The organism is Kribbella sp. (genome assembly GCF_035687465.1).
In the GTDB taxonomy this organism is placed as follows: domain Bacteria; phylum Actinomycetota; class Actinomycetes; order Propionibacteriales; family Kribbellaceae; genus Kribbella.
In genome coordinates this window covers 1-22,539 of sequence record NZ_DASRXP010000485.1, presented here as the reverse complement: position 1 = coordinate 22,539, position 22,539 = coordinate 1, and the positions used below count along the sequence as shown (strand labels likewise).

General features: G+C 68.2%; 24 protein-coding genes. 12 read left to right on the top strand and 12 right to left on the bottom strand.

Annotated elements, in window-relative coordinates; genetic code table 11:
- The 4 genes from VFG33_RS25685 to bagA form a co-directional block, all read right to left on the bottom strand.
- A partial coding sequence (locus VFG33_RS25685) for a transglycosylase domain-containing protein (protein ID WP_325055516.1) occupies window positions 1-1,916 on the bottom strand: 1,916 nt, incomplete at its 3' end.
- A gap of 200 nt (window positions 1,917-2,116) precedes the next feature.
- Window positions 2,117-4,471 (bottom strand): endopeptidase La, encoded by a 2,355-nt coding sequence (gene lon / locus VFG33_RS25680; RefSeq protein ID WP_325055515.1) that lies wholly within the window; start codon window positions 4,469-4,471, stop codon window positions 2,117-2,119.
- Window positions 4,472-4,577: 106 nt separating this feature from the next.
- Window positions 4,578-5,699, bottom strand: a complete 1,122-nt coding sequence (gene bagB / locus VFG33_RS25675) for an ArsA family ATPase (RefSeq protein WP_325055514.1) — start codon at window positions 5,697-5,699, stop codon at window positions 4,578-4,580.
- Entirely contained in the window at window positions 5,696-6,646 is a 951-nt protein-coding gene (bagA, locus tag VFG33_RS25670) for an ATPase BagA (RefSeq protein WP_325055513.1), read from the bottom strand. The genes bagB and bagA overlap by 4 nt, the downstream gene beginning before the upstream one ends.
- Before the next feature lie 61 nt (window positions 6,647-6,707).
- Here bagA and sp36 point away from each other — a divergent pair, with 61 nt between their 5' ends.
- From sp36 to VFG33_RS25645, 5 genes are all read left to right on the top strand, one after another.
- The gene (gene sp36, locus VFG33_RS25665) at window positions 6,708-6,869 is read left to right on the top strand and encodes a Sp36 family protein (protein ID WP_325055512.1); all 162 of its coding nucleotides are present in this window, start codon (window positions 6,708-6,710) and stop codon (window positions 6,867-6,869) included.
- Window positions 6,866-7,327, top strand: a complete 462-nt coding sequence (locus VFG33_RS25660; protein ID WP_325055511.1) for a RidA family protein — start codon at window positions 6,866-6,868, stop codon at window positions 7,325-7,327. The genes sp36 and VFG33_RS25660 overlap by 4 nt, the downstream gene beginning before the upstream one ends.
- Before the next feature lie 212 nt (window positions 7,328-7,539).
- Window positions 7,540-8,370, top strand: coding sequence for an NUDIX hydrolase (locus VFG33_RS25655; RefSeq protein WP_325055510.1), 831 nt, complete (start codon window positions 7,540-7,542; stop codon window positions 8,368-8,370).
- Window positions 8,367-9,155 carry an MBL fold metallo-hydrolase gene (locus tag VFG33_RS25650; protein ID WP_325055509.1) on the top strand — a complete coding sequence of 263 codons (789 nt, stop codon included), beginning with the start codon at window positions 8,367-8,369 and terminating at the stop codon, window positions 9,153-9,155. The genes VFG33_RS25655 and VFG33_RS25650 overlap by 4 nt, the downstream gene beginning before the upstream one ends.
- 318 nt (window positions 9,156-9,473) lie before the next feature.
- A complete protein-coding gene (locus VFG33_RS25645) occupies window positions 9,474-10,424 on the top strand; it encodes a type IV toxin-antitoxin system AbiEi family antitoxin domain-containing protein (protein ID WP_325055508.1) in 951 nt (316 codons plus the stop codon).
- Between the two features lie 180 nt (window positions 10,425-10,604).
- Here the strand turns inward: VFG33_RS25645 and VFG33_RS25640 are convergent, their stop codons facing one another.
- Complete coding sequence (locus VFG33_RS25640) at window positions 10,605-11,282, bottom strand: Crp/Fnr family transcriptional regulator (RefSeq protein WP_325055507.1); 678 nt, start codon at window positions 11,280-11,282, stop codon at window positions 10,605-10,607.
- Between the two features lie 316 nt (window positions 11,283-11,598).
- Here VFG33_RS25640 and nth point away from each other — a divergent pair, with 316 nt between their 5' ends.
- The 6 genes from nth to VFG33_RS25610 are packed head-to-tail and all read left to right on the top strand — an operon-like array spanning window position 11,599 to window position 16,104.
- Window positions 11,599-12,297 carry an endonuclease III gene (gene nth, locus VFG33_RS25635; RefSeq protein WP_325055517.1) on the top strand — a complete coding sequence of 233 codons (699 nt, stop codon included), beginning with the start codon at window positions 11,599-11,601 and terminating at the stop codon, window positions 12,295-12,297.
- Window positions 12,294-12,935 (top strand): TlpA family protein disulfide reductase, encoded by a 642-nt coding sequence (locus VFG33_RS25630; RefSeq protein ID WP_325055506.1) that lies wholly within the window; start codon window positions 12,294-12,296, stop codon window positions 12,933-12,935. The genes nth and VFG33_RS25630 overlap by 4 nt, the downstream gene beginning before the upstream one ends.
- Window positions 12,932-13,708: an NUDIX hydrolase gene (locus VFG33_RS25625; RefSeq protein WP_325055505.1), complete on the top strand. Its 777-nt coding sequence runs from the start codon at window positions 12,932-12,934 to the stop codon at window positions 13,706-13,708. The genes VFG33_RS25630 and VFG33_RS25625 overlap by 4 nt, the downstream gene beginning before the upstream one ends.
- Window positions 13,705-14,877 carry a MarP family serine protease gene (locus VFG33_RS25620; protein ID WP_325055504.1) on the top strand — a complete coding sequence of 391 codons (1,173 nt, stop codon included), beginning with the start codon at window positions 13,705-13,707 and terminating at the stop codon, window positions 14,875-14,877. The genes VFG33_RS25625 and VFG33_RS25620 overlap by 4 nt, the downstream gene beginning before the upstream one ends.
- Window positions 14,878-14,936: 59 nt before the next feature.
- Entirely contained in the window at window positions 14,937-15,446 is a 510-nt protein-coding gene (locus tag VFG33_RS25615) for a SigE family RNA polymerase sigma factor (protein WP_325055503.1), read from the top strand.
- A gap of 1 nt (window position 15,447) precedes the next feature.
- The gene (locus VFG33_RS25610) at window positions 15,448-16,104 is read left to right on the top strand and encodes a hypothetical protein (protein WP_325055502.1); all 657 of its coding nucleotides are present in this window, start codon (window positions 15,448-15,450) and stop codon (window positions 16,102-16,104) included.
- On the opposite strand, the gene VFG33_RS25605 is transcribed toward VFG33_RS25610, so the two are convergent.
- The 4 genes from VFG33_RS25605 to VFG33_RS25590 form a co-directional block, all read right to left on the bottom strand.
- Window positions 16,070-16,978, bottom strand: coding sequence for an alpha/beta fold hydrolase (locus VFG33_RS25605; protein WP_325055501.1), 909 nt, complete (start codon window positions 16,976-16,978; stop codon window positions 16,070-16,072). The genes VFG33_RS25610 and VFG33_RS25605 overlap by 35 nt on opposite strands.
- A 28-nt stretch (window positions 16,979-17,006) precedes the next feature.
- Complete coding sequence (locus tag VFG33_RS25600) at window positions 17,007-17,405, bottom strand: phage holin family protein (protein ID WP_325055500.1); 399 nt, start codon at window positions 17,403-17,405, stop codon at window positions 17,007-17,009.
- 71 nt (window positions 17,406-17,476) lie between these two features.
- Window positions 17,477-18,679, bottom strand: coding sequence for a Na+/H+ antiporter NhaA (nhaA, locus tag VFG33_RS25595; protein WP_325055499.1), 1,203 nt, complete (start codon window positions 18,677-18,679; stop codon window positions 17,477-17,479).
- An 87-nt stretch (window positions 18,680-18,766) separates the two neighbouring features.
- A complete protein-coding gene (locus VFG33_RS25590) occupies window positions 18,767-19,714 on the bottom strand; it encodes a glutathione S-transferase family protein (RefSeq protein ID WP_325055498.1) in 948 nt (315 codons plus the stop codon).
- A 178-nt stretch (window positions 19,715-19,892) separates the two neighbouring features.
- On the opposite strand from VFG33_RS25590, the gene VFG33_RS25585 reads away from it, so the two are divergent.
- Entirely contained in the window at window positions 19,893-20,651 is a 759-nt protein-coding gene (locus tag VFG33_RS25585; RefSeq protein ID WP_325055497.1) for a GntR family transcriptional regulator, read from the top strand.
- Between the two features lie 36 nt (window positions 20,652-20,687).
- Here the strand turns inward: VFG33_RS25585 and VFG33_RS25580 are convergent, their stop codons facing one another.
- From VFG33_RS25580 to VFG33_RS25570, 3 genes are all read right to left on the bottom strand, one after another.
- Window positions 20,688-21,128 carry a hypothetical protein gene (locus VFG33_RS25580; RefSeq protein WP_325055496.1) on the bottom strand — a complete coding sequence of 147 codons (441 nt, stop codon included), beginning with the start codon at window positions 21,126-21,128 and terminating at the stop codon, window positions 20,688-20,690.
- Window positions 21,129-21,143: 15 nt separating this feature from the next.
- Complete coding sequence (locus VFG33_RS25575; RefSeq protein WP_325055495.1) at window positions 21,144-21,362, bottom strand: hypothetical protein; 219 nt, start codon at window positions 21,360-21,362, stop codon at window positions 21,144-21,146.
- 97 nt (window positions 21,363-21,459) lie between these two features.
- On the bottom strand, window positions 21,460-22,539 hold a 1,080-nt coding region (locus tag VFG33_RS25570; protein WP_325055494.1), incomplete at its 5' end, for an AMP-binding protein.

The window sequence follows — 22,539 nt, the reverse complement described above, 5'->3', positions numbered from 1 at the left end:
AGGTTCTTGTACGGCAAGGTGGCGTCCGCGACGACAGAGGCCGCTGCCAGCTTGTTTGTGTAGCCGGCGAACCAGACCGCCAGGTTGTCTTGGATCGTTCCCGTCTTGCCGGCCAGGTCGCTGCTGCCGAACTTCAGGGTGCCCCCGGTACCGCCCGGCATCATCACCTGCTGTAGCACGTAGTTCACGCCGTCCGCGACCTGCTGCGAAATGGCCTGCTTGCAGTTCGGGCCGAAGCTCCCCAGCGCCTTGCCGGCGGCGTTGGTCACGCCCGTGATGATGACCGGCGTGCAGTACATGCCGCGCGCCGCGAACGTGGCGTAGGCGTTGGCAAGCATCAGAGGCGTCACATAGCCAACGCCCAGCGTCATCGACACGACCTGCTCCAGAGGATCACCGCTCTGGGCATTGTGCATGCCGAGCGCAGTGGCCACCTTGGAGATCTGGCAGAGGCCAACCTGCTGGGACAGTTGCAGGAAATAGGTGTTGGTCGAGGCCCTGGCCGCATCGATCATGGTCAGGTCGCCGCCGGCTGCAGTGGAGTTGCTCGGCGAGTAGTTGTCGTCTTTGGTCGTCCCTGTACAGGTGGTGAACTTCTTGCCGCTGAGGTTGATCGTCTTCGGCGAGTTGATCCGGTGGTTGAGCGGGAAGCCCTTCTGGATCGCAGCCGCGATGGTGAAGGCCTTCATCGTCGAACCGTTCTGGAACCCGCCGTAACCACCCTCGTAAGACTTCTCGACGTTGTAGTTGTAGGCCGTCTGGTTCTTGCCGCTGCCGTACTTCCGGTTCTGCACCATCGCTTTGACGACACCGGTGCCCGGCTCGACGATGGTGACCGCCGAGATGGACTGGTCGTTCGGCTTGCTGTTCACGTCGATCGAGTTCTGCGCGGCCGCCTGCACCTTCGGGTCCAGTGACGTCTTGATGGTCAGGCCGGCGGTCTTGAGGTAGTGCTCGGCTTCCTTCTCGGTCTTGCCGAAGGTCTTGTTCTTCACCAGTTCCGAGACGACGTACTCGCAGTAGAACGGGTACTTGGAGTTGGCGCAGCCGTTCGGGACCGCCTTGACCTTCTTGGGATCGATCACCGGGGTCTTGATCGCGTCGTTGGCCTGCTTGGCCGTAATGACGTTCAGCTCCTGCATCCGGCGGAGCACCACGTCGCGACGCTCCTTGGCGCGGGCGGCGTTGTTCGTCGGGTCGTAGCCGGTGGGGTTCTTCACCAGTCCGGCGAGCATCGCGGCCTGCGGCAGGGTCAGCTTGGCCGCGGTGGTCGAGAAGTAATGCCTGGCCGCGGCCTCGATGCCGTACTGGCCGTCGCCGAAGTTCGCCAGGTTCAGGTACTTCTCCAGGATCTCGTCCTTGGAGTATTCCTTCTCAACGGCCACGGCGTACCGCAGCTCGGTGAGTTTGCGCTCGTAGGTGTCGGCAGTGGCCGCTTTGACCTCTTCGGCCGTCTGGGCCTTCGCGATCAGGCTCAGCTTCACGTACTGCTGCGTGATGCTCGAACCACCTTGCTGGACCGAGCCCTCGGCCTGGTTGCGCAGCAGTGCTCGCAGCGTGCCTTGGGCGTCCAGCGCGCCGTGCTCGTAGAACCGGTCGTCCTCGATCGCGACGATCGCCTTGCGCATGATCGGGTTGACCTGCGAGAGCTTCACCGGCGCCCGGTTCTCTTCGTACAGGTTCGCGATCACGGAGCCGTCGCTGGCCAGAATCCTGCTCGGCACCGCCAGCGGATCGGTCTTCAGCTCTTGAGGGAGGTCCTGCAAAGCGGTGGACGTCTTCTCCGTGCCGTAGCCGGCCAACCCCGCGAACGGGATCGCCAGACCGGCCGCCAGTGCGCCCGACAGCACACTCACCCCGAGGAACAGAACCACCGACTGGACGACGCCTCGATCGTCCTTCTCCCTAACGCGCATGGAGATAGAGCCTACGTGATCGCAGAGCCACGCCTACCCCGGGAATGTGTTCTTCCTCACGTCAACCGGAAGGCCGTTTCAAGCGTCCGTACGAGGCCCGTACTACGGCCTGCGGCACGTCACCCGACCGTACTCGCGCAAAGGCCGGCGGAACCACCCCGAAGGTGGTTCCGCCGGCCGAAACCGCTAACGCCGAACGGTCAGGCGGCGAACTGCCGGGCGTCGACCTGAGCCGGCTGCAACGCCAGCTCCAGCACTTCCCGGACGTCGCTGACCGGGTGGACCGTCAGCTCGGACAGCACCGACTCCGGCACGTCCTCCAGATCCGGCTCGTTCCGCTTCGGGATCAGGATCGTGGTCAGGCCGGCCCGGTGGGCGGCGAGCAGCTTCTGCTTCACGCCACCGATCGGGAGCACCCGTCCGGTCAGGGACACCTCACCGGTCATCGCGACCTCCGAACGCACCGGCCGTCCCGACAGCAGCGACGCGAGCGCCGTGGTCATCGTGACACCGGCCGACGGGCCGTCCTTCGGGACAGCACCGGCGGGAACGTGGATGTGGGTGTTCCGTTCGGCCAGATCACCGACCGGCAGTCCCAGCTCCGCGCCATGCGACCGCAGGTACGACAGGGCGATCTGCGCCGACTCCTTCATCACGTCGCCGAGCTGACCCGTCAACGTGACCCCGGTCGGGCCCGTCTCCTTGTCGGCCAGCGAAGCCTCGATGAAGAGGACGTCACCACCAGCACCCGTCACTGCCAGACCAGTCGCCACGCCCGGCAGCGCAGTACGCTCTGCCGATTCGGGCGTGAACTTCGGCGAACCCAGGTACCCCTTCAGGTCCTTCTCCGCGATCCGCAGATCCTGAGCCTCCTCGCCGGACAAAGCCAGCTTGGCGGTCACCTTCCGTAGTACGCGAGCGATGGACCGCTCGAGCTGACGGACGCCCGCCTCGCGGGTGTACTCGCCGGCCAGCAGGCGCAGCGCCGAGTCGTCGAAGCTGACCTCCTCGGCCCCTAGACCAGCACGGTCCAGCTGCCGCGGGAGCAGGTGGTCGCGAGCGATCACGACCTTCTCGTCCTCGGTGTACCCGTCCAGCTGCACCAGTTCCATCCGGTCCAGCAGCGGCGCGGGGATCGAGTCGAGCACGTTCGCCGTGGCCAGGAAGACCACGTCGGACAGGTCCAGCTCGACCTCCAGGTAGTGGTCCCGGAAGGTGTGGTTCTGCGCCGGGTCGAGGACCTCCAGCAGGGCCGCTGTCGGGTCACCCCGGTAGTCAGCACCCACCTTGTCGATCTCGTCCAGCAACACCACCGGGTTCATCGAACCGGCTTCCGTGATGGCCCGAACGATCCGCCCGGGCAGCGCCCCGACGTACGTCCGGCGGTGACCACGAATCTCGGCCTCGTCCCGGACGCCACCCAGGGCGACCCGGACGAACTTCCGGCCCATCGCACGCGCCACGGACTCACCCAGCGAGGTCTTACCCACACCAGGAGGACCGACTAGCGCCAGTACTGCGCCACTGCGGCGTCCACCGACTACCCCGAGGCCACGATCGGCCCGGCGACGGCGTACCGCCAAGTACTCGGTGATGCGTTCCTTCACGTCGTCCAGACCGGAGTGGTCCGCGTCCAGGATGGCCCGGGCTTCACGGAGGTCGTAGCCGTCCTCGGTCCGCTCGTTCCAGGGCAGCTCGAGCACGGTGTCCAGCCAGGTCCGGATCCAGCCGACCTCGGGGGACTGCTCAGCGGTCCGCTCGAGCTTGTCGACCTCGGTCAGCGCGGCCTTGCGGACGTGCTCAGGCAGGTCGGCAGCCTCGACGCGGGCGCGGTAGTCCTCCTCCTCGGAGGCCGTCGTCCCGTCCAGCTCGGCCAGTTCCTTGCGGACGGCCGCGAGCTGCTGGCGCAGCAGGAACTCCCGCTGCTGCTTCTCCATGCCCTCCTGGACGTCCTTGTTGATGGCGTCCGAGACCTCGAGCTCGGCGAGGTGATCCTTCACCCAGCCGATCAGCTTGGTCAGCCGCTCGGAGACGTCAGGCGTCTCCAGCAGCCAGAGCTTCTGCTCGTCGGTCAGGTACGACGCGTAGCCGGCCAGGTCCGACAGTTCCGCCGGGCCGTTCACCTGCTTGACCGAGTCGATGACCTGCCACGCGCCGCGACGTTCCAGCACCGTGGTGGTGAGCGTCTTGTATTCGCGGGCCAGTTCGCCCGACTTTTCGTCTGTGGTTTCGTCCAGGACGGTCGCGCCGACCCAGAGTGCGGCCCCGGGACCTGTGGTCCCCGCGCCGATCTGGACCCGGGCAACGCCCCGGATCACAGCTGCCTGGGCTCCGCCCGGCAGCCTGCCGATCTGCTCGATCTCACCGAGCGTCCCGGCCTTGGCATATTTCCCGTCCAGCCGCGGTGCCAGCAGCACCTTGTCCTCACCGGACGCCTGCGCGGCGTCGATGGCAGCGCGGGCCTCGGCGTCGGCGAGCCGCACCGGTACGACCATTCCAGGCAGGACCACGACGTCGTCGAGCGGTAGAACAGGAAGATTCAACGTCTCAGTCACGCTGTCACACCCTCTGTCGAAGATTGAGTCTGACAGGCTCAACCACGGCCCCCACCCGCACATTCCCGCCTGATTTCCCCGTTCGCTGAGGGTGAAACCTCCGGCGTCAGGCGGTCAGGAGGTCGCCGATGGTGCGGAGGCCGGTGAGGTCGTGGACGTCGTCGGGGAGGGCCGGGACGTCGATGGTGGCGATCGAGCGGTGGCCGCGGCGGAAGCGGTCGGCCCGTTTGTGGTCGCTGACCACCTGCCGCATCTTGTCCGCGTGCAGCCGCAGTACGGCCGCCGTCAGCTCGGACTTGCCGCCTTCCTCGAGCCGCTCGGCCGCCGCCAGCGACTTCTCGGCCGAGAGGTCCGGCACGTGCGTCGTGGTCACCCGGTTCAGCACGACCCCGGCGAGCGGCATGTTCTCCTCGCGGAGCCGCTCGGTGAAGTACGACGCCTCCCGCAGCGCGTCGTTCTGCGGTGCCGCCACCACCAGGAACGACGTATGCGGCTCCCGCAGCAGCGCCACCGTCTTCGTGGCCCGCTCCCGGAATCCGCCGAACAACGTGTCGAAGGCCGCTGCGAAGGTCTGTACGTCGGTCAGCACCTGCGCGCCGAGCACCTTGTTCATCACCGACATGGCCAGATTCACGCCGGCCGACATCAGCCTGAACGGGCCGCGAGCCGGCGCCAGCAGCAGCCGCAGGAACCGCCCTTCCAGCAAGGACGCCAGCCGCTCGGGCGCATCCAGGAAGTCCAGCGCGGACCGCGACGGCGGCGTGTCCACCACGATCAGGTCCCACTCGCCAGTCCGCTCGGCCTGCTTGTGCAGCTGCCCGAGCTTCTCCATCGCCATGTACTCCTGCGTCCCCGCGAACGACGACGAAAGCGCCACATAGAAGGGGTTCGCGAGGATCTGCTCGGCCTTCTCCGGGGTCGCGTGCGCGAGCACCACCTCGTCGAAGGTGCGCTTCATGTCCAGCATCATCGCGTCCAGCCGACCCCCGGCGGATCCGTCGACATCGGCAACGGACCGCGGGGTGTTGTCCAACTCGGTCAGCCCCAGCGACTGCGCCAGCCGCCGGGCGGGATCGATCGTCAGTACTACGACCTTCCGCCCGCGCTCGGCAGCCCGTAGACCGAGGGCGGCAGCCGTGGTCGTCTTGCCAACCCCACCGGACCCACACGTCACGATGATGCGCGTCCCGGCGTCGTCGATCAGCCGGTCGAGATCGAGTTTGCTCATGACCGCAGCTCCTCGGCCAGATCGAACAGCGCACCGTGATCGATCCCGTCCGGCAGCAACGCCAGCTCCGTCACTTTCTTGCCTAGGGCATCTATCCGGTCCCGGTTCTCTCGTTCCAGCCCGACCCGTACTGCGTGGTCGTGGGCCTCGGCCGCCAGCGCGGACACCATCTCCTTGGTGGCGGTGATGCCGGCCGCCCGCAACCCCCGGGTCAGCTCAGCGGCAGGCAGTTTCTCCTTCACTGCAAGGGCAAGCGACTCATCGTCCAGCGGGCTGTGCCGCACCATGTTCACCACGATCGAGCCGATCCGCAGGTCCAGTTTCTCCAGCTGCTCGACCGCGTCCAGCGTCTCCTGGACCGGCATCTCCTCCAGCAACGTGACCAGGTGGACCTGGGTGACATCCGACCGGAGCATCCCCATGATCGCGTCCGCCTGGTTCCGGATCGGCCCGACCTTGGCCAGGCCGGCCACCTCGTGGTTCACGTTGAGGAACCGCCCGATCCTGCCCGTGGGAGGCGCGTCCAGTACGACAGCGTCGTACGCGAGGCGGCCGTGGGCCTTGCGGCGGGTGGCCTCGTAGACCTTGCCGGTGAGGAGGACGTCGCGGAGTCCCGGGGCGATGGTGGTGACGAAGTCGACTGCGCCCACCTTGTCGAGGGCCTTCCCGGCGCGGCCGAGGTGGTAGTACATGTCCAGGTATTCCAGCAGAGCCGCCTCCGCGTCGACAGCCAGCGCGTAGACCTCGCCCCCAGCCGGTCCCACCGCGATCCGGCGCTCGACGTATGGGAGCGGCGGTACGTCGAAGAGCTGCGCCAGCCCCTGGCGACCCTCCACCTCGACCAGCAGGATCCGCTGGCCCTCGTCAGCCAGCGCGAGCGCCATAGCGGCGGCGACGGTCGTCTTCCCCGTCCCCCCTTTGCCGGTCACCACATGCAGCCTCGCCATGTTCCCCAGACTAGGGCGTAGGCCACATCACACCGGGCGGGCCGCCCGTTAGAGTCCAGGCATGAAGAAGTTCGAGTACTTCACCGCGCCTCTGCTGGTCCACTCGACCAAGGAGATCCTGGACAACTTCGGCCGGGACGGCTGGGAGCTGGTCCAGGTCGTCCCGGGGCTCAACCCGGAGAACCTGGTCGCCTACTTCAAGCGGGAGATCGCCGAATCATGAGTCACCCCGAGGAGAACCTGGCCGAGCTCGGTCTGAAGCTGCCCGACGTCGCCAAGCCGGTCGCCGCCTACATTCCGGTGGTCCGGACCGGGAACCTCGTCTACACCTCCGGCCAGCTGCCGCTGCGCGAGGGCACCCTGATCGCCGCCGGCAAGGTCGGCGGCACCGTCACTCCCGAGGTTGCGAGTGAATGCGCACAGCAATGCGCGCTCAACGCCCTGGCTGCGGTCAAGTCGGAGATCGGCGACCTGGCGAACGTGGTGCGCGTGGTCAAGGCGGTCGTGTTCATCGCCTCCACGCCGGACTTCACCGGCCAGCCGCAGGTCGCGAACGGCGCCTCCGAGCTGTTCGGCCAGGTCTTCGGCGAAGCCGGCCAACACGCCCGCAGCGCCGTCGGCGTCCCCGTCCTCCCCCTCGACGCCCCGGTAGAGGTAGAGCTGATCGTCGAGGTCGCCTGACCCACCCTGTACTCCGGCACCCCCCACCTGCCGACCGCCGGCGCCCGAGCGCACCTTCCGTTCCTTCGCCCCTCTTTGCCCTCCAGAACGGCGGGCGTTCAGGTGACAGGCTGCCGGGAGGGCAAAGAGGGGCGAATGAACGGAGCCTCAGGTGGCGCCGGTCTGTACTTGGTGGCCGGCCTCGGGGGAGGTTTGTTGATCTGGAGGTGTGGATGGTCCGGGATCTGAAGTCGCAGTTGATGTCCGGCCGGATGGCTGCCGAAGCGCTGTCGTTCGCGCGGGACGGCCGAACGGCGGTTGAACCGCGGCCGGCGTCGACCGTGATCCTGCTCCGGGACACCGCTTCCCGGCCCGAGGTGTATCTGCTCAGGCGGCAGCAGTCGATGGCGTTCGCGGCGGGGATGACGGTGTTCCCCGGCGGCCGGGTCGACGCGACTGACGCGTCAATCGCCGACTCGTGGTCCGGTCCGTCGCCCTCGTGGTTCGCCGAGCGGCTCGGGTGTACCCCGGAGACGGCTGCCGCTTACGTTGCGGCCGCAGGACGGGAAACTTTTGAGGAATCGGGTGTGCTGCTCGCCGGTCCGTCGACCGAATCCGTGGTCAGTGACACCACCGGCGACGACTGGGAGGCGGACCGGGTTGCGCTCGAGGGGCGATCGCTGGGGTTTGCGGACTTCCTGCACCGGCGCGGCCTGGTACTGCGCGCCGACCTGCTCGGGGTCTGGGCGCACTGGATCACCCCCGAGTTCGAACCGCGGCGCTACGACACCCGGTTCTTCGTCGCCGCCCTCCCGCCCGGCCAGGTCACCCGGGACGTCACCAGCGAGTCCGACCAGGTCGCCTGGATGCACCCGGCCCAAGCCGTCCAGGCGGTCGAGGCCGGCGAGATGCTGATGCTCCCGCCGACCTACCTCTGCTGCCACGACCTCATCCCGTACGCCGGTGTCGCCGACGTGCTGGCAGCATCCACCGACCGCGAGATCCGCCCGATCCTCCCGACCGTCCGGGTGGAAGGCGACCACGCCTACCTGGAGACGACATGACGGCCGAGATGGTGACTCCCTACGCCTCCCGGGTGCTCGCGGCGAACCCGGGACCGATGACGCTCGAGGGCACCAATACCTGGATCCTTCGGGCTCCCGATGCTCCCAAGGCGGTGGTGGTCGATCCTGGGCCGTTGCTGACCGATCACCTGCAGGCCGTGCTCGACGCAGTCGCGGAGTACGGATGCACTGTCGAGACCGTGCTGCTCACGCACAACCACCCCGACCACTCGGAGGGCGCCGCGTGGTTCGCGAGTCAGGCGAACTGCGGGATCCGTGCTGTCGATCCCGCCTTCCGCATCCCGACGGATCACGCCCACGGGCTGGCCGAGGGGGATGTGATCAGCGCGGGGGAGTTGCGGATCGAAGTACTGCCGACTCCCGGCCACACACTCGACTCGGTCTGCTTCTGGCTCCCACAGGACGGCTCCCTGCTCACCGGTGACACGGTTCTCGGCCGCGGTACTTCGGTGATCGCCCACCCGGATGGTGCCCTAGGCCCCTATCTGGACTCCCTGGAGCGACTCCTCGCTTTCGCCAACTCACCGGCCGGCGTCGAACGCCTGCTCCCCGGCCACGGTCCCGTCATCGACGACCCCACGGCCGCCCTCACCTACTACCTCAACCACCGCCGCGAACGCCTGGCCCAGGTCCGCGAAGCCGTCGCCGCCGGCCACACCACCCCCGAGTCCATCGTGCGCCACGTCTACGCCGACGTAGACCCCATCCTCTGGCCCGCCGCCGAACGCTCAGTCCACGCCCAACTCGCCTACCTAAACCCCTAACCCCACCCACCCCGCCCTGCCCCGCTCCACGCCACCCGCTCCACCCCACCCGCGCTGCGTCGCCCCGCCCTGCGCCGCCCCACCCCCGCCTCCAGCAGCGAACCCACCGTTTCGGGGGGTATCCCCTCAAACTGCGGGATGTTCGCGTGGATTCCGGGCGCCAACCCACGCTTTCAGGGGATAACCCCCGAAACGGTGGGTTCGCCGCCGGACGGGAAGTGGACCCGATGGGCGGCAGTTGGAGTCCCAGCACTGGGTTGTCCACAGGTTGTGGGAGAGGGGATGCGGGGAGGCCGGCCGGGGGTCGATGCTTGGGAGGTGAATCCGAAGTTGAAGGTGGTCGCGGCCAAGCAAGGTGGGGTGTTCAGCAGTGCTCAGGCAGCCGACTGCGGGTACACCTTGGAGCAGGTTCGCCGGCGGCTCCGCGATGGCCGCTGGGAGCGGGTTCGGCATGGCCAGTACGCCGAATCGGTGGATCTGAGCCGCCTGGCCCCCTGGGATCAGCAGCGGCAATTGCACCGACGCCAGGTTCACGCGGTGGTCAACTCCAAACGTCCCGAGTCAGTTGCCGTCAGCCACCAATCCGCGTTGGTCCTGCACGACCTTCCGTTGTGGGGCATCGGATTGGAGGAGGTGCATCTCACCCGGTTGGACAATTTCCGCGGCGGCCTGACCGGCGCCGTACGGCATCATCGCGGAAAGTTGGCCCCCGGCGAACTCACCGAAGTGCAGGGCCTCATCACGACAACGCTGCCCCGCGCGGTGGCCGAAACTGCCTGTACTGCGTCCTTCGAAGCGGCAGTGGTCATCGCCGATGCCGCCGTTCGGCGTCCCCAACTCAGCGCGGAGGCGATCGGCAAGGTCCTCGATGTGGTTGAGTTCTGGCCGGGCAGCCCGACGGCCAGAAAGGCGCTGGCGTTCGCCGACAGACGGTGCGAATCGGTCGGCGAGTCCCGGTTGCGGGTGCTGATGAACGACCAGGGGTTGACGGCGCCGATGCTTCAAGTCGACTTCGAGGATGCCGCCGGTTTCGTCGGCCGGGTGGATTTCTACTTCCCCGAGCACAACACCGTGGTCGAGTTCGACGGGCTGGTGAAGTACTCCGGCGGTTCAGCTGAGGCACTGATCGAGGAGAAGCGCCGGGAGGATCGGTTGCGGGCGCTGGGGGTCGAGGTAGTCCGGATCATCTGGTCCGACCTGGCCCGTCCAGCCGAGGTCGCCGCGCGGATCCGCCAGGCCTTCGCACGCGCCGCCCGCCGTACCGCCTGACTCCGCCCGCCGTACCGCCTGACACCGCGAGCCCTGCGCGAACCCACGGTTTGAGGGGTTGTCCCCTGAAACGGTGGCTTGGCGCCCGGTATCCACGCAAGCAACCCACGGTTTGAGGGGACAACCCCTCAAACCGTGGGTTCGCCGAGAGATGGGCGGGCGAAGGGGGTGGGGGTGGGGTTAGCGGGCGCGGCGTTGGAGGCGGTCTACGTCCAGGAGGACTACGGAGCGGGGCTCTAGGCGGACCCAGCCGCGGGAGGCGAAGTCGGCCAGGGCCTTGTTGACGGTTTCGCGGGAGGCGCCGACCAGTTGGGCGAGCTCCTCCTGGGTCAGGTCGTGGTGCACGTGGACGCCGTCGTCGGCGGTGCGGCCGAAGCGGCTGGCGAGGTCGAGCAGGGCCTTGGCCACGCGGCCGGGGACGTCGGAGAACACCAGGTCTGCCACGACGTCGGACACCTTGCGGAGCCGGGACGCGAGCTGCAGCAGCAGGCCGCGGGCCACCTCGGGCCGCCCGGCCAGCCAGCGGAGCAGCTCGTCGTGCGTCAGGGACATCAGGGAGGCATCGGTGACGGCGGTGACGGTCGCGGACCGCGGTCCCGGGTCGAACAGCGAGAGCTCGCCGAACATCTGGCCGGGGCCGAGCACGGCGATCAGGTTCTCCCGGCCGTCGGCGGAGGTCCGGCCGAGCTTGACCTTGCCCTCGACGACGACGAACAGCCGGTCACCGGAGTCGCCCTCGTGGAACAGCACCTGGCCGCGGCGCAGCCGGCTCTCGGTCATCGACGCGCCCAGCGCGGCGGCTGCCTCCTCGTCGAGCTGACTGAACAGCGGTGCCTGTCGGAGCACTGCGGCGTCCACGAATGGGCCTCCTCGGACCTTTGACCACTAGCCTCGAGCGGACTTCAAGCCCACCCGGCACCCGGCCGTTCACACCCGGTTGCCCCAAAACCGTAGCCCCTCGACTATCCGCGCCGCCACGTAGGCCACTCCGGGCGCGTCCCGGCGGCCCTCGCCGCCCACCCCGATCGTGGGCGAAAGTGCCGGTCGGCGGGTGTCGGAGCCGCCACGTAGGCTGGCCTGCATGCCAGCCCAGCGTGCCGCGGCCACCGAGAAGACCGCAGCGTCCCCCGAGAAGGCGTTGACCGAGGCGCCCGGTCGGCCGCCGGCGAAGCGGATGCCGAAGGAAGAGACCCATACCCAGCTGGTCCGGCGGGCGCGGAAGATGCACAAGGTGCTGACCGAGACTTATCCGGACGCTCACTGTGAGCTGGACTTCACCACTCCGCTGGAGTTGCTGGTCGCCACCATCCTGTCCGCCCAGACCACCGACGTGATGGTCAACAAGGTCACCCCGACCCTCTTCCCGAAGTACCCGGACGCCAAGGCGTACGCGGAGGCCGACCGGGAGGAGATGGAGGCGATCCTCAAGCCGACCGGCTTCTTCCGGGCCAAGACGAACAGCCTGATGAAGCTCGGCCAGGTGCTGACCGACGAGTACGACGGCGTGGTGCCGAACAAACTGGAAGAGCTCGTCAAACTCCCCGGCACCGGCCGCAAGACCGCGAACGTGGTGCTCGGCAACGCGTTCGGCATCCCCGGCATCACCGTCGACACCCACTTCGGGCGGCTGGTCCGCCGGTTCGGCTGGACCGAGGAGACGGATCCGGTCAAGGTCGAGCACATCATCGGCGACCTGTTCCCGAAGAAGGACTGGACGATGCTCTCGCACCGGCTGATCTTCCACGGCCGGCGCCGCTGCCACGCCAAGAAGCCCGCCTGCGGCGCCTGCCCGGTGGCGCACTGGTGCCCCTCGTACGGCGAGGGCCCGACCGACCCCGAGGTCGCGGCGAAACTGGTGAAGGTCCCGGCGTGAACCACCCGCCCCTCCGTACTGCGCGCCTCGCCCTGGCGGCGGTGGTTGCGTTGGGCATCTTGGCGGCCTGTGGCCCCGAGCAGAGCGGCAGCGGAGATCAAGGGGCGAATCGGCCTGGCACCGGCCAGCCGGGAGGTGAGCAGCCGCAGGGCACGAACGTCCCCGGCGCGGAGACGCTGAAGGCTTGCCCGTCGACCACGTCGAGGCCGCCGGCAACGAACAGCCTGCCGGACGTCAGTCTGCCCTGCCTCGGGGAAGGCCCCGATATCCGGCTGGCGGACCTCCGTGGTCCCTTGGTGCTCAATGTCTGGGCCCAGTGGTGTGGTCCCTGCCGTGACGAGGCGCCGTACCTGGCCGAGCTACAGAAGAAGGCCGGCGCCAAGGTCCAACTGCTGGGGATCGACTACGCCGACCCTCGGCCCGAGCTCGCGGTCCAGTTCGCGACCGAGCACGGACTGGACTACCCGCACGTGGTCGACCAGGACAAGACCACCCAGCAGGCGCTCAAGATCGGCGGACCACCGTTGACCGCCTTCATCGACAAGGACGGCGCGGTCGTCTTCGTGCACCGCGGCGTCCTGACCTCCCAGAACCAGCTTGACCAACTGGTGAAGGAAAAACTCGGGGTGACCTGGTGAAGACCAGCGCCAGCTTCGACATCGAACTGCCCGCCTGGCTGCAGACTCTGGCGACCGCCTCGAAGCGGGTCGACCCCACGGAGTTGTCCCGCTTCCTCCCGCCGGACGACCCGGGCGTGCGGCAGTCCGCAGTGCTGATTCTGCTTGCTGATGGCAACGATGCTGACGGCAACGGTCCGGATGTGTTGCTGACCGAGCGGGCCTGGACGTTGCGGTCGCACGCGGGCCAGATGGCGTTCCCTGGCGGGCGAAGTGACGAGGAGGACGGTACCGGCGTCGACGGGCTGGTCCGCACCGCGTTGCGTGAGGCCGAGGAGGAGACCGGGCTGGATCCCGACGGCGTCGAGGTCTTCGCGGTCTGGCCGGCGCTCTGGGTGCCGGTGAGCAACTTCGGCGTCTCGCCGGTACTGGCCTGGTGGCGGCAGCCCTCGCCGGTCGCCGTGGTCGATCCGGGTGAGGTCGCCTCGGTGCACCGGGTCTCCGTCGAGGCGCTGGCCGATTCCCGGAACCGGGTCAGCTGTCTACATCCGTCCGGTTTTACCGGGCCGGCGTTCGTGATCGATGAGCTGTTCATCTGGGGCTTCACGGCCGGTCTGCTCGACAAAATGCTGGTGCTCGGCGGCTGGGCGCGCGACTGGGACCCCGGCAACGTCGTACCGTTGCCCGACCGGCTGGTCGAAGCGGCCTGGCGGAGTGAGGGGAAGCGGTCGCGGGAGGAGCGACGGCTGACGGCGATCGAGCACGACCTGGGGCGTCCGGAGGGTGTGGAGTGAGCGGTCTCGATATCGCACTGCTGGTGGTGACCGCACTGGTGGCGATCTCCGGGTACGTCGAGGGCTTCGTGCTGGGCGCCTGCGCCACCGTCGGCCTGCTCGCGGGTGCGGCCGTCGGCGTGTACGGCGTGCCGCGGGTGCTGGACAACTTCTCGCCCAGCGTCGAGGTGTCCTTCGCGGCCCTGGTCCTGGTGGTGCTGCTGGCCTCGATCGGGCGGACCGTCGGTGCCCTGCTCGGCTCCAGACTGAGAAACAAGATCTCCTGGAAACCTGTGAAGGCGGTCGACGCGCTCGGTGGCGCCGTCCTGGCCGCGGTCTCCGTGCTGGTCGTGTCCTGGGTGCTCGGTGTCGCGGTCAGCGGCGCGCGGATCCCCAGTGTCACGTCGGCGGTGCGTGGTTCGGAGGTGCTGGCCAGGGTTGACTCGGCCCTGCCGACTGGCGCCGACCGTGCCCTGCAGGCGTTCAACGACGTGGTCAACACCGACCTCTTCCCGCGCTTCCTCGACCCGTTCGTGCCGGAGCGGATCCGCGACACGCAGCCGCCGGACGCCGCGATCGCCCGGACCCCGGCCGTCCGCGACGCGTACAGCCGGATCGCCAAGGTCACCGGCGTCGCCAACTGCTCGCGCGGCCTGGAAGGCTCCGGCTTCGTCTACGCCCCCCAACGAGTGATGACGAACGCTCACGTGGTCGCCGGCGTCAGTTCGCCCAAGGTCGAGGTCAACGGACGCCCGTACGACGCCACCGTGGTGCTGTTCGATCCCGAGGTCGACATCGCGGTGCTATATGTCCCCAAGCTCAACATCCAACCGCTGGCATTCGACCAGACCGGCAAGGCCGACGCGACCGCGGTCGTCCTCGGCTACCCGGAGAACGGTCCGTTCGATTCCGAGCCGGCCCGGATCCGCTCGGAGGAGCGGCTGCGCGGACCGGACATCTACGGCGACAAGACAGTGACCCGCAAGGCCTTCTCCATCTGGGCCTCCGTCCGCCCGGGCAACTCCGGCGGCCCGCTGCTGTCCAACAAGGGCACGGTGTACGGCGTGGTCTTCGCCGCCTCGGTGGAGGACAACCGCACCGGCTACGTCCTTACCGCGGAACAGGTTGCCGCCGACGCCGCAGCAGGCACCCGCACCACACAGGAAGTCTCGACTCGCACCTGCACCTGAATAAACCGCCCCGGTGATGCAGCGGATCGGGTGAGCCGCGGCGTTGAGAGGGTGTGACGGTGACCGACGGGGTGCGAGACGACGTCTCGTTCGACGAGGTGGTGGCGTCGAACGAGCGACGGTTGCTGCGCCTCGCGCTGATGTTGTCCGGCGGCGTGCACAGCGCCGAGGACCTGGTCCAGACCGTACTGGCCCGGGCGCACCGCCGCTGGGACCGGATCGGTTCGGTGGAACACCCTGAGGCGTACTTGCGCACCATGGTGCTGAACGAGTTCCTCAGCTGGCGCCGCCGGTTGAAGAACCGCGAGCTGCCGCTGGCGGAGTTCGCCGAGACGCCGACAACTGAGGACATCAGTGGCCGCCTGGCCCAGCGAGATGCGGCTTGGCGACTGCTGGCGAACCTGCCGCGCCGGCAACGCGCAGTACTGGTGCTGCGGTTCTATGAGGATCTGCCGGACGACGAGATCGCCGCAGTACTGGACTGTTCGCCGAGCACCGTCCGTTCCAATGCCGCCCGCGGGCTGGCGACGCTGCGGGAAGGCCTCGCCGGCCGGGATGAGGAGCTGTGAGATGACCAAGCCGACGGACGACGAGATCGGGACCTTGCTCCGGGAAACCTTTGCGGACAAGGAGAACCTGGTCGAGCACTTGCCTGAAGCAACAAAACACCGCCGTACTCCGGTGCTGCTGGCGGCGGCCGCAGTACTGCTGATCCTCGGCGGCATCCTGTACGCCGCCGGCAGGGGTGATCCAAGCCCGCCACCGGTCGCACAGGCTACGGAGACCGTGCCGACGGCGCAGACCCAGTCGGCCGACCCGTTGATCTGGGCCACCGGCATCGAAGGCATCCTCGAGCGCGAGCCCGGGACGAAGCCGATAGTTCTCTACGTACTGGATGCTCCACACGAGGGCGCCGGTGACCCCACTGGCGGTCGGGTGCGCGGCACGCCGTTCACCGAGGCCGAGCGGGTCGGTATCGAGAACGCGCTGGCCGGCGTCGCCCGGATCGAGTGGATCCGGACCGCCGGCAACGAGAACTGTGACGTGCCGAAGTCCAGGACCCCGATCATCACGCTCGCCCCGATCGTGCACAAGGACGGCCACGTCGAGCTCGGCATCAGCAGTTGGTACGACTGCCTGGCCGCGCACTGGCTGACCTTCCGCCTCGATCAGAAGGCCGGCAGTTGGCAGATCACCGGGACTGTGGGTCCCGAGGCGATTTCCTGAGGTCCGCGAGCCAGTCCAGCAGGACGGTGTTGAACTCGTCGGGCGCTTCCTCGTGGGGGAAGTGCCCGACAGTCATGAGGAGCTCATGGCGCAGCGGAGCCGACACCAGCTCGGCGGGCGTAGTACCAGCTGCCGGTACTACGGCACCGTCCAGCCCGCCTTGCACCTGCAGGACCGGTACTGCGATCGGCGTCCGCATGCGGGCCGAGTAGCGCCGGCCGTCGACACGCAGTCGGGACCGCACGAACCACCGGTGGTACTCCAGCGCGCAGTGAGGAGCCGGCCACAGCTGGAGTGCCGCGCGGTACCGCCGGGAGGCCTCGGCGTCCGGAAACTCGCCGCCTGGCGCAGACCAGGCTTTGAGCAACTGCTCGATCTGGGCACCATCATGCGCAAGCAGGCGTCGCTCGGGCAGGATCGGCAGCTGGAACCAGCCCATCTGAGCTGCAGAGCGCAGGTGACCCGACCGCATGAGCAGCAGCGGGTGCGGAGCTGACACTACGGCGATCGCCCGGACCTGCCTGGACGCGAGTACTGCGGCCGACCAGGCGACGAAGCCGCCCCAGCCGTGGCCGACGACGACCGCGTCGGTGGCTCCGAGAGACCTGATGACGCCGCTGACGTCCGCGGAGACCGTGAAGGGGTCATACCCGCGCGGCGTCTTGTCGCTGGCGCCGTACCCGCGCAGGTCCATCGCGACAGCCCGGTAGCCCGCGGCGGCGACGGCAGGCAACTGGTCCCGCCACGCCCACCAGAACTCGGGGAAGCCGTGCAGGAACAGGACCAGAGGATCGTCAGCCGCGCCACACTCGGCGACGTGGAACCGGGCCCCGTTGGCCGCGACCAGCGAATGCGACCACGGTCCGTCGACCAACAGATCCGAGACGCCGGCGGGGCTCAGTTCAGTCGCCCTTGCCGATCGACTTGAGTGCCTCGACCGACTCCTTCGAGGTCTCGATCGCGCGCTGCGGGCCCTTGGCCTTGCCGATCAGCCGCTTGCCGACCAGCACCAGGACCAGCGCGATCAGCAGGTACAGCCCGGCGACGATCAGGAACGCCAGGGCCGGGTGCAGCCCCAGCGCATTCACCCCGTACGCCGCGGCGATGGACAGCAGGATGATCGCCAGCAGCCCGAGGAAGGCGGCTCCACCGAACAGACCGGCGCCGGTCCCGGCGGCGATCGCGGTGGTCTTCAGCTCCGTCTTGGCAAGCTCGATCTCGCTGCGGACCAGGCTGGACAAGTCCCGGCTGGCATTGGCAACCAGCTGCCCGACCGTGGGCTCGTCCTGGTTCTGCCCCATCGACATGGCGCTCCTTCCGTCCTTGCTGCCGACCCTACCGCCGCGCTCCGCGAACAGCCTGTACCCCGCGCTCAGTCGGCGTACGCGCGGTTCCGCCGGAGGAGCAGCAGGGCGGCGATCAGGGCGGACAGCAACGACGCGACCAGGACGGCGGCCTTGGCCCGCTCGATCTGGGCCACATCGGTACCGAAGGCCAGCTGAGCGATCAGCAACGACACGGTGAAGCCGATCCCTGCCAGCACGGAGACGGCGCCGACATCCCGCCAGGCCAGGTCCGCGTTCAGCTCGGCCCGGGTGAACCGTGCCGTCAGCCAGGATCCACCGAACACCCCGATGACCTTGCCGAACATCAGCCCGGCGACGATCCCGATCGCCACCGGGTCCGTCAGCATCTCCCGCAACGTGCCGCCACTCAGCGTCACCCCGGCCGCGAACAGCGCGAACACCGGAACGGCGACGCCGGCGGACCAGGGTCGGAGGTGGTGCTCGAGCACCTCGGCGGGTGATCGCGTCTCGCCCGGATCCGGAAGCACCCGCGTCACCAGGCCGAGGGCGACGCCCGCGATCGTCGCGTGGATGCCGGACTCGTGCATGAACCACCACGCACCCAACGCGACCGGCACGTACAGGAACGGAGTACGGACCCGTCGTCGCTGGAGGAAGTAGAAGACCGCGATCAGCGCGAGCGCGGCGAGGAGGGCGAGCAGGTGCAGGCCGTGCGAGAAGAACACGGCGATCACCAGGATCGCGCCGAAGTCGTCGACGACCGCCAGCGTCAGCAGGAACGCCCGCAGCGCACTCGGCAGCGAGGAGCCCACGATCGCCAGCACCGCCAGGGCGAAGGCGATATCCGTTGCCGTCGGCACCGCCCAGCCGTGAGGCTTGCCGTCGGCAACGGTCAGGTTGATGCCCGCGTAGATCAGCGCGGGGACCGCCATCCCGCAGATCGCCGCGACCACCGGGACGACGGCCTCGCTGATCCGCGAGAGCGTCCCAACGACCAGCTCACGCTTGAGCTCGACGCCGGCCAGGTAGAAGAACAGGGTGAGCGCACCGTCCGTGGCCCAGCCCTCGACGGTGAGCGGGCCCAGCTGGGCGTCGCGGAGGTGGTGGTAGCTGTCCTGCCAGGGGGAGTTCGCCCAGACCAGCGCGATGACGGCCGCCGCGACCAGCACCAGGCCGCCAGTGGTCTCCGCTCGCAGGGTGTCTGCGAGGAATGCACGCTCCGACCCAAGGATGCGTGGGAATGCTCGTCGTTTCTGCAGCAGCCGCATCGGCGGCCCCCTTCGCGGGCTCGTCGGACAGATCGCCGACCAGACTTCCCGGCACACCAAGCTGACGCTCTGACAAGATCCTAACGGTCAGGCCGTCCAGACGGCGGGGTCCGGGCCCTTCGGGACGATGCCGGTCGGGTTGATGTTGTCGTGGGTGACGTAGTAATGCCGCTTGATCTGGTCGAAGTTCACCGTCTCGCCGAACCCGGGCTGCTGGTAGAGGCGGCGCGCGTACTCCCAGAGGTTGGGGAACTCGGTCAACTTCTGCCGGTTGGTCTTGAAGTGGCCGTGGTAGACCGCGTCGAACCGGACGAGCGTGGTGAACAGCCGGATGTCCACCTCGCTCAGGTTGTCGCCGAGGAGGTAGTCGCGCTCCGCCAGTCGCTGCTCGAGCAAGTCGAGCCGGGCGAAGAGCGCGTCGTACGCCGCCTCGTACGCCTCCTGGCTCGTCGCGAAGCCGCAGCGGTAGACGCCGTTGTTCACGTCCTCGAAGATCTCCGAGATCAGCTGATCCATCTCCTCGCGCTGGGCGGGAATCAGTCGCGGCGCGCCGGGGCGGTGGAAGTCCTTCCACTCGGTCGAGAGGTCGAGGGTGATCTGCGGGTAGTCGTTGGTGACCACGAGGCCGGACACGGTGTCGACGATCGCCGGGACGGTCACGCGCCCGTCGTACTCCGGGTCGGTGGCGAGGTAGGCCTCGGACAGGTAGCTGATCCCGAGCACCGGATCCTGGCCGCCGGGGTCGAGGGTGAACCGCCAGCCCAACTGGTCCCGGATCGGATCCACGATCGCCAGGCTGATCGCGTCCTCGAGTCCCAGCAACTTGCGGACGATGATCGCGCGGTGAGCCCACGGGCAGGCCAGGCTGACGACCAGGCGGTAGCGTCCCGGCTCGAGCGGCCAGCGCCCGTGCTCGTCCGGTCCCTCGCCCGGCGCGGAGGTGGACTCCGGGCTGATCCGGCCGGTGAACCTGTTGCCCTGGCGCTTGAACTCACCGGTGGAAGCGCTTTCCTTCGTGAACTGTGCTGGGCTCATAGCGTCAAAACTACCCGCGCTCGCGAGAGGCGGTCCGGGCTGTCCATCCGCTCTGATGGGAACGCGGTGTGGTCGCCTGCCCGCGATTCTGTAGCGGGAATCATGAGGTGCGGTTCCAGCTTCGGCTCGCTACCCCGGCAACCGGTTTGCCGGGCAGAATCCCAGGGATACTGACCTCATGGCGCGCCCTAGGAACAACCCCGGTGACCTCGCAGAACTCCCCACGGAACTGCGCAGCGACCGGCCCAAGGGCGACCAGATCCGCGAGATCCTGGAGCGGCTCACCCGCCGGCTGACCGCCGGCACCGTGCTGCCCTCGGAGCGGGTCCTGGCCGAGCACTTCGGTGTCGCCCGGATGACGGTCCGCCAGGAGGTGGACCGGGTGGTCGCCGAAGGCCTCGCGGCCCGCCGCCCCGGCGGCGGCACCTTCGTCGCCGAACCGCGCCCGAACCGCATGCTCACCTCGTCCTTCAGCCAGGACATGCGCGCCCGCGGCATCACCCCCGGCGCCAAGGTGCTCGAACACCGCGTCGAGTCGGCCGGCCAGACCCTCGCCGGAGAACTTGAAGAGCCGCTCGGCACACCGGTCCTGCACCTGGTCCGCCTCCGCACCGCGGACGGCGAACCAATGGCGATCGAGCGCACCAACCTCTCCCTCCGCCGCTACCCCGGCCTCGAGACCCTCAACTTCGCCGAACTCTCCCTGTACGACGAACTGTCGGCGCGCTGGGGCGTCTCCCTCGGAATGGTCTCCGCCTCGATCGTTGCCTCCGCGCCGAGCGAGGCCGACGCCGACCTTCTTGGCATCGATTCCACCACCCCCTGCCTGATCATCACCTCAGCCCCCCGCACCGCCTCCGGCGAGGTCATCGAGTTCGGCCGCTCCACTTACCGCTCGGACCGCTACGACATCACCGTCGCCTACCGCGCCACCTGACCACCACTTCTTCTTCACCCCAAGTGTGATCAATGATCAGCTCTGGGCGGCGGCGATTCCGAGGGCGAAGGCGAGCGCGGTCAGGGCGAGCATCGCGGTCGCCAGGAGGCGGAGTTGGCGTTGCAGAGCAGGGCGTTCCGCCGAGGTAGCGAAGACACGGCGAGGCCAGTGGCGCCACGAGACGTACCAGAAGATGGTGGTGGCGGCGAGCAGCAGTACCGCCTTGACGGCGTGAATCCACCAGTGATGGTTGTCGAGCAGGAGAAGGATCAGCCCGCTGAAGGCGATCACCGCGACCAGCCCGATCACCTTCCATCGGTTGCCTGAGGCAATCACTGCGGTGAGCGCTTCACGCGAATCCTCATCCACCCCGAAGAACCTCATCAACTTGGGCTGAACAACGAACAGCGAATACGCCATCCCACCAACCCAGGCTGCAGCCAGCCCAGCATGAATGATCGCAACGAGTGTGGTCACCCGCGCAGCTTAGGGTCAGCGGCGGTTGCGGGGGTGGTTTTTGGCGGTTCGTTCGTTGCCGCGTTTGTAGTTTCCGGTCCAGCGGGCCATGACTTCCTGCGGATCGTTGTCGACCTCGGCGAGGAACTCGGCGGCTCGCGGGCCTCGCAGTACGGTGGCTGGTTTGGCGTGGTGGGTGATGCGGACCGTTCCGTCGGGCCGCCTGTCGTAGTCGAATCCGTTGGGTGCTGGCACGGCGTCATTCCAGCAGCGCCGGGTCGCCGGAGCAACCGAATTCGGTGAGCAGACGAGACAGCCTGTACGCCGGCGTTCGGCGTACAGGCTGTCGGGCTCAGTCCTCGTCGGTCTTGCCGGATTCGAGGTTCGACTTGATCAGGTCCATCACCGTTGAGTCGGCCAGGGTGGTGACGTCGCCGACCTCGCGGTTCTCGGCGACGTCTCGGAGGAGGCGGCGCATGATCTTGCCGGAGCGGGTCTTCGGAAGTTCGGCGACCACCATGATCTGGCGGGGCTTGGCGATCGGCCCGATCTCCTTGGCGACGTGGTTGCGGAGTTCCTGGACCACGTCCGGGCCGCCGTCTCCCGCCTCCGAGCGCAGGATCACGAAGGCCGCGATCGCCTGGCCGGTGGTCGGATCGGACGCACCGACGACGGCCGCCTCGGCGACCTTCGGGTGGGAGACCAGTGCCGACTCGATCTCCGTGGTGGACAGCCGGTGGCCCGACACGTTCATCACGTCGTCCACCCGGCCGAGCAGCCAGAGGTCGCCGTCCTCGTCCTTCTTCGCGCCGTCACCGGCGAAGTAGACGTTCGGCCAACGGGACCAGTAGGTCTCGACGAACCGATCGTCGTCGCCCCACAGCGTGCGCAGCATGGCCGGCCACGGCTTGGTGATCACCAGGTAACCACCGGAGCCGTTCGGGACCGACTTGCCGGCGTCGTCCACCACGTCCACGAAAACGCCCGGGATCGCCTTCATCGCGGCGCCCGGCTTGCCCGCCGTCACGCCGGGCAGCGGGGAGATCATGTGCATGCCGGTCTCGGTCTGCCACCAGGTGTCCACCACCGGTGCCTTGTTGCCGCCGATGTTCTCCCGGTACCAGATGTACGCCTCCGGGTTGATCGGCTCGCCCACGGACCCGATCACTCGCAGGGTCGACAGGTCGAACTTCTCCGGGATCTCCTTGCCCCACTTCATGAAAGTGCGGATCGCCGTCGGAGCGCAGTACAGGATGGAGACCTTGTACTTCTGCACGATCTCCCACCAGCGGCCCTGGTGCGGGGTGTCGGGGGTGCCTTCGTACAGCACGGAGGTGGTGGCGTTCGAGAGTGCGCCGTACACGATGTAGCTGTGGCCGGTGACCCAGCCGATGTCCGCGGCGGTCCAGTAGACGTCGGTGTCGGCCTTGAG

Excerpts from the sequence above, each read along its gene's own strand:
- VFG33_RS25650 (WP_325055509.1), top strand. The coding sequence starts at position 8,367 with ATGACGGCCGAGATGGTGACTCCCTACGCCTCCCGGGTGCTCGCGGCG.
- VFG33_RS25585 (WP_325055497.1), top strand. The coding sequence starts at position 19,893 with ATGGCGCGCCCTAGGAACAACCCCGGTGACCTCGCAGAACTCCCCACG.
- nth (WP_325055517.1), top strand. The coding sequence starts at position 11,599 with ATGCCGAAGGAAGAGACCCATACCCAGCTGGTCCGGCGGGCGCGGAAG.
- VFG33_RS25600 (WP_325055500.1), bottom strand. The coding sequence starts at position 17,405 with ATGGGGCAGAACCAGGACGAGCCCACGGTCGGGCAGCTGGTTGCCAAT.
- VFG33_RS25590 (WP_325055498.1), bottom strand. The coding sequence starts at position 19,714 with ATGAGCCCAGCACAGTTCACGAAGGAAAGCGCTTCCACCGGTGAGTTC.
- bagB (WP_325055514.1), bottom strand. The coding sequence starts at position 5,699 with ATGAGCAAACTCGATCTCGACCGGCTGATCGACGACGCCGGGACGCGC.
- VFG33_RS25655 (WP_325055510.1), top strand. The coding sequence starts at position 7,540 with ATGGTCCGGGATCTGAAGTCGCAGTTGATGTCCGGCCGGATGGCTGCC.
- VFG33_RS25660 (WP_325055511.1), top strand. The coding sequence starts at position 6,866 with ATGAGTCACCCCGAGGAGAACCTGGCCGAGCTCGGTCTGAAGCTGCCC.
- VFG33_RS25610 (WP_325055502.1), top strand. The coding sequence starts at position 15,448 with ATGACCAAGCCGACGGACGACGAGATCGGGACCTTGCTCCGGGAAACC.
- bagA (WP_325055513.1), bottom strand. The coding sequence starts at position 6,646 with ATGGCGAGGCTGCATGTGGTGACCGGCAAAGGGGGGACGGGGAAGACG.
- sp36 (WP_325055512.1), top strand. The coding sequence starts at position 6,708 with ATGAAGAAGTTCGAGTACTTCACCGCGCCTCTGCTGGTCCACTCGACC.
- nhaA (WP_325055499.1), bottom strand. The coding sequence starts at position 18,679 with ATGCGGCTGCTGCAGAAACGACGAGCATTCCCACGCATCCTTGGGTCG.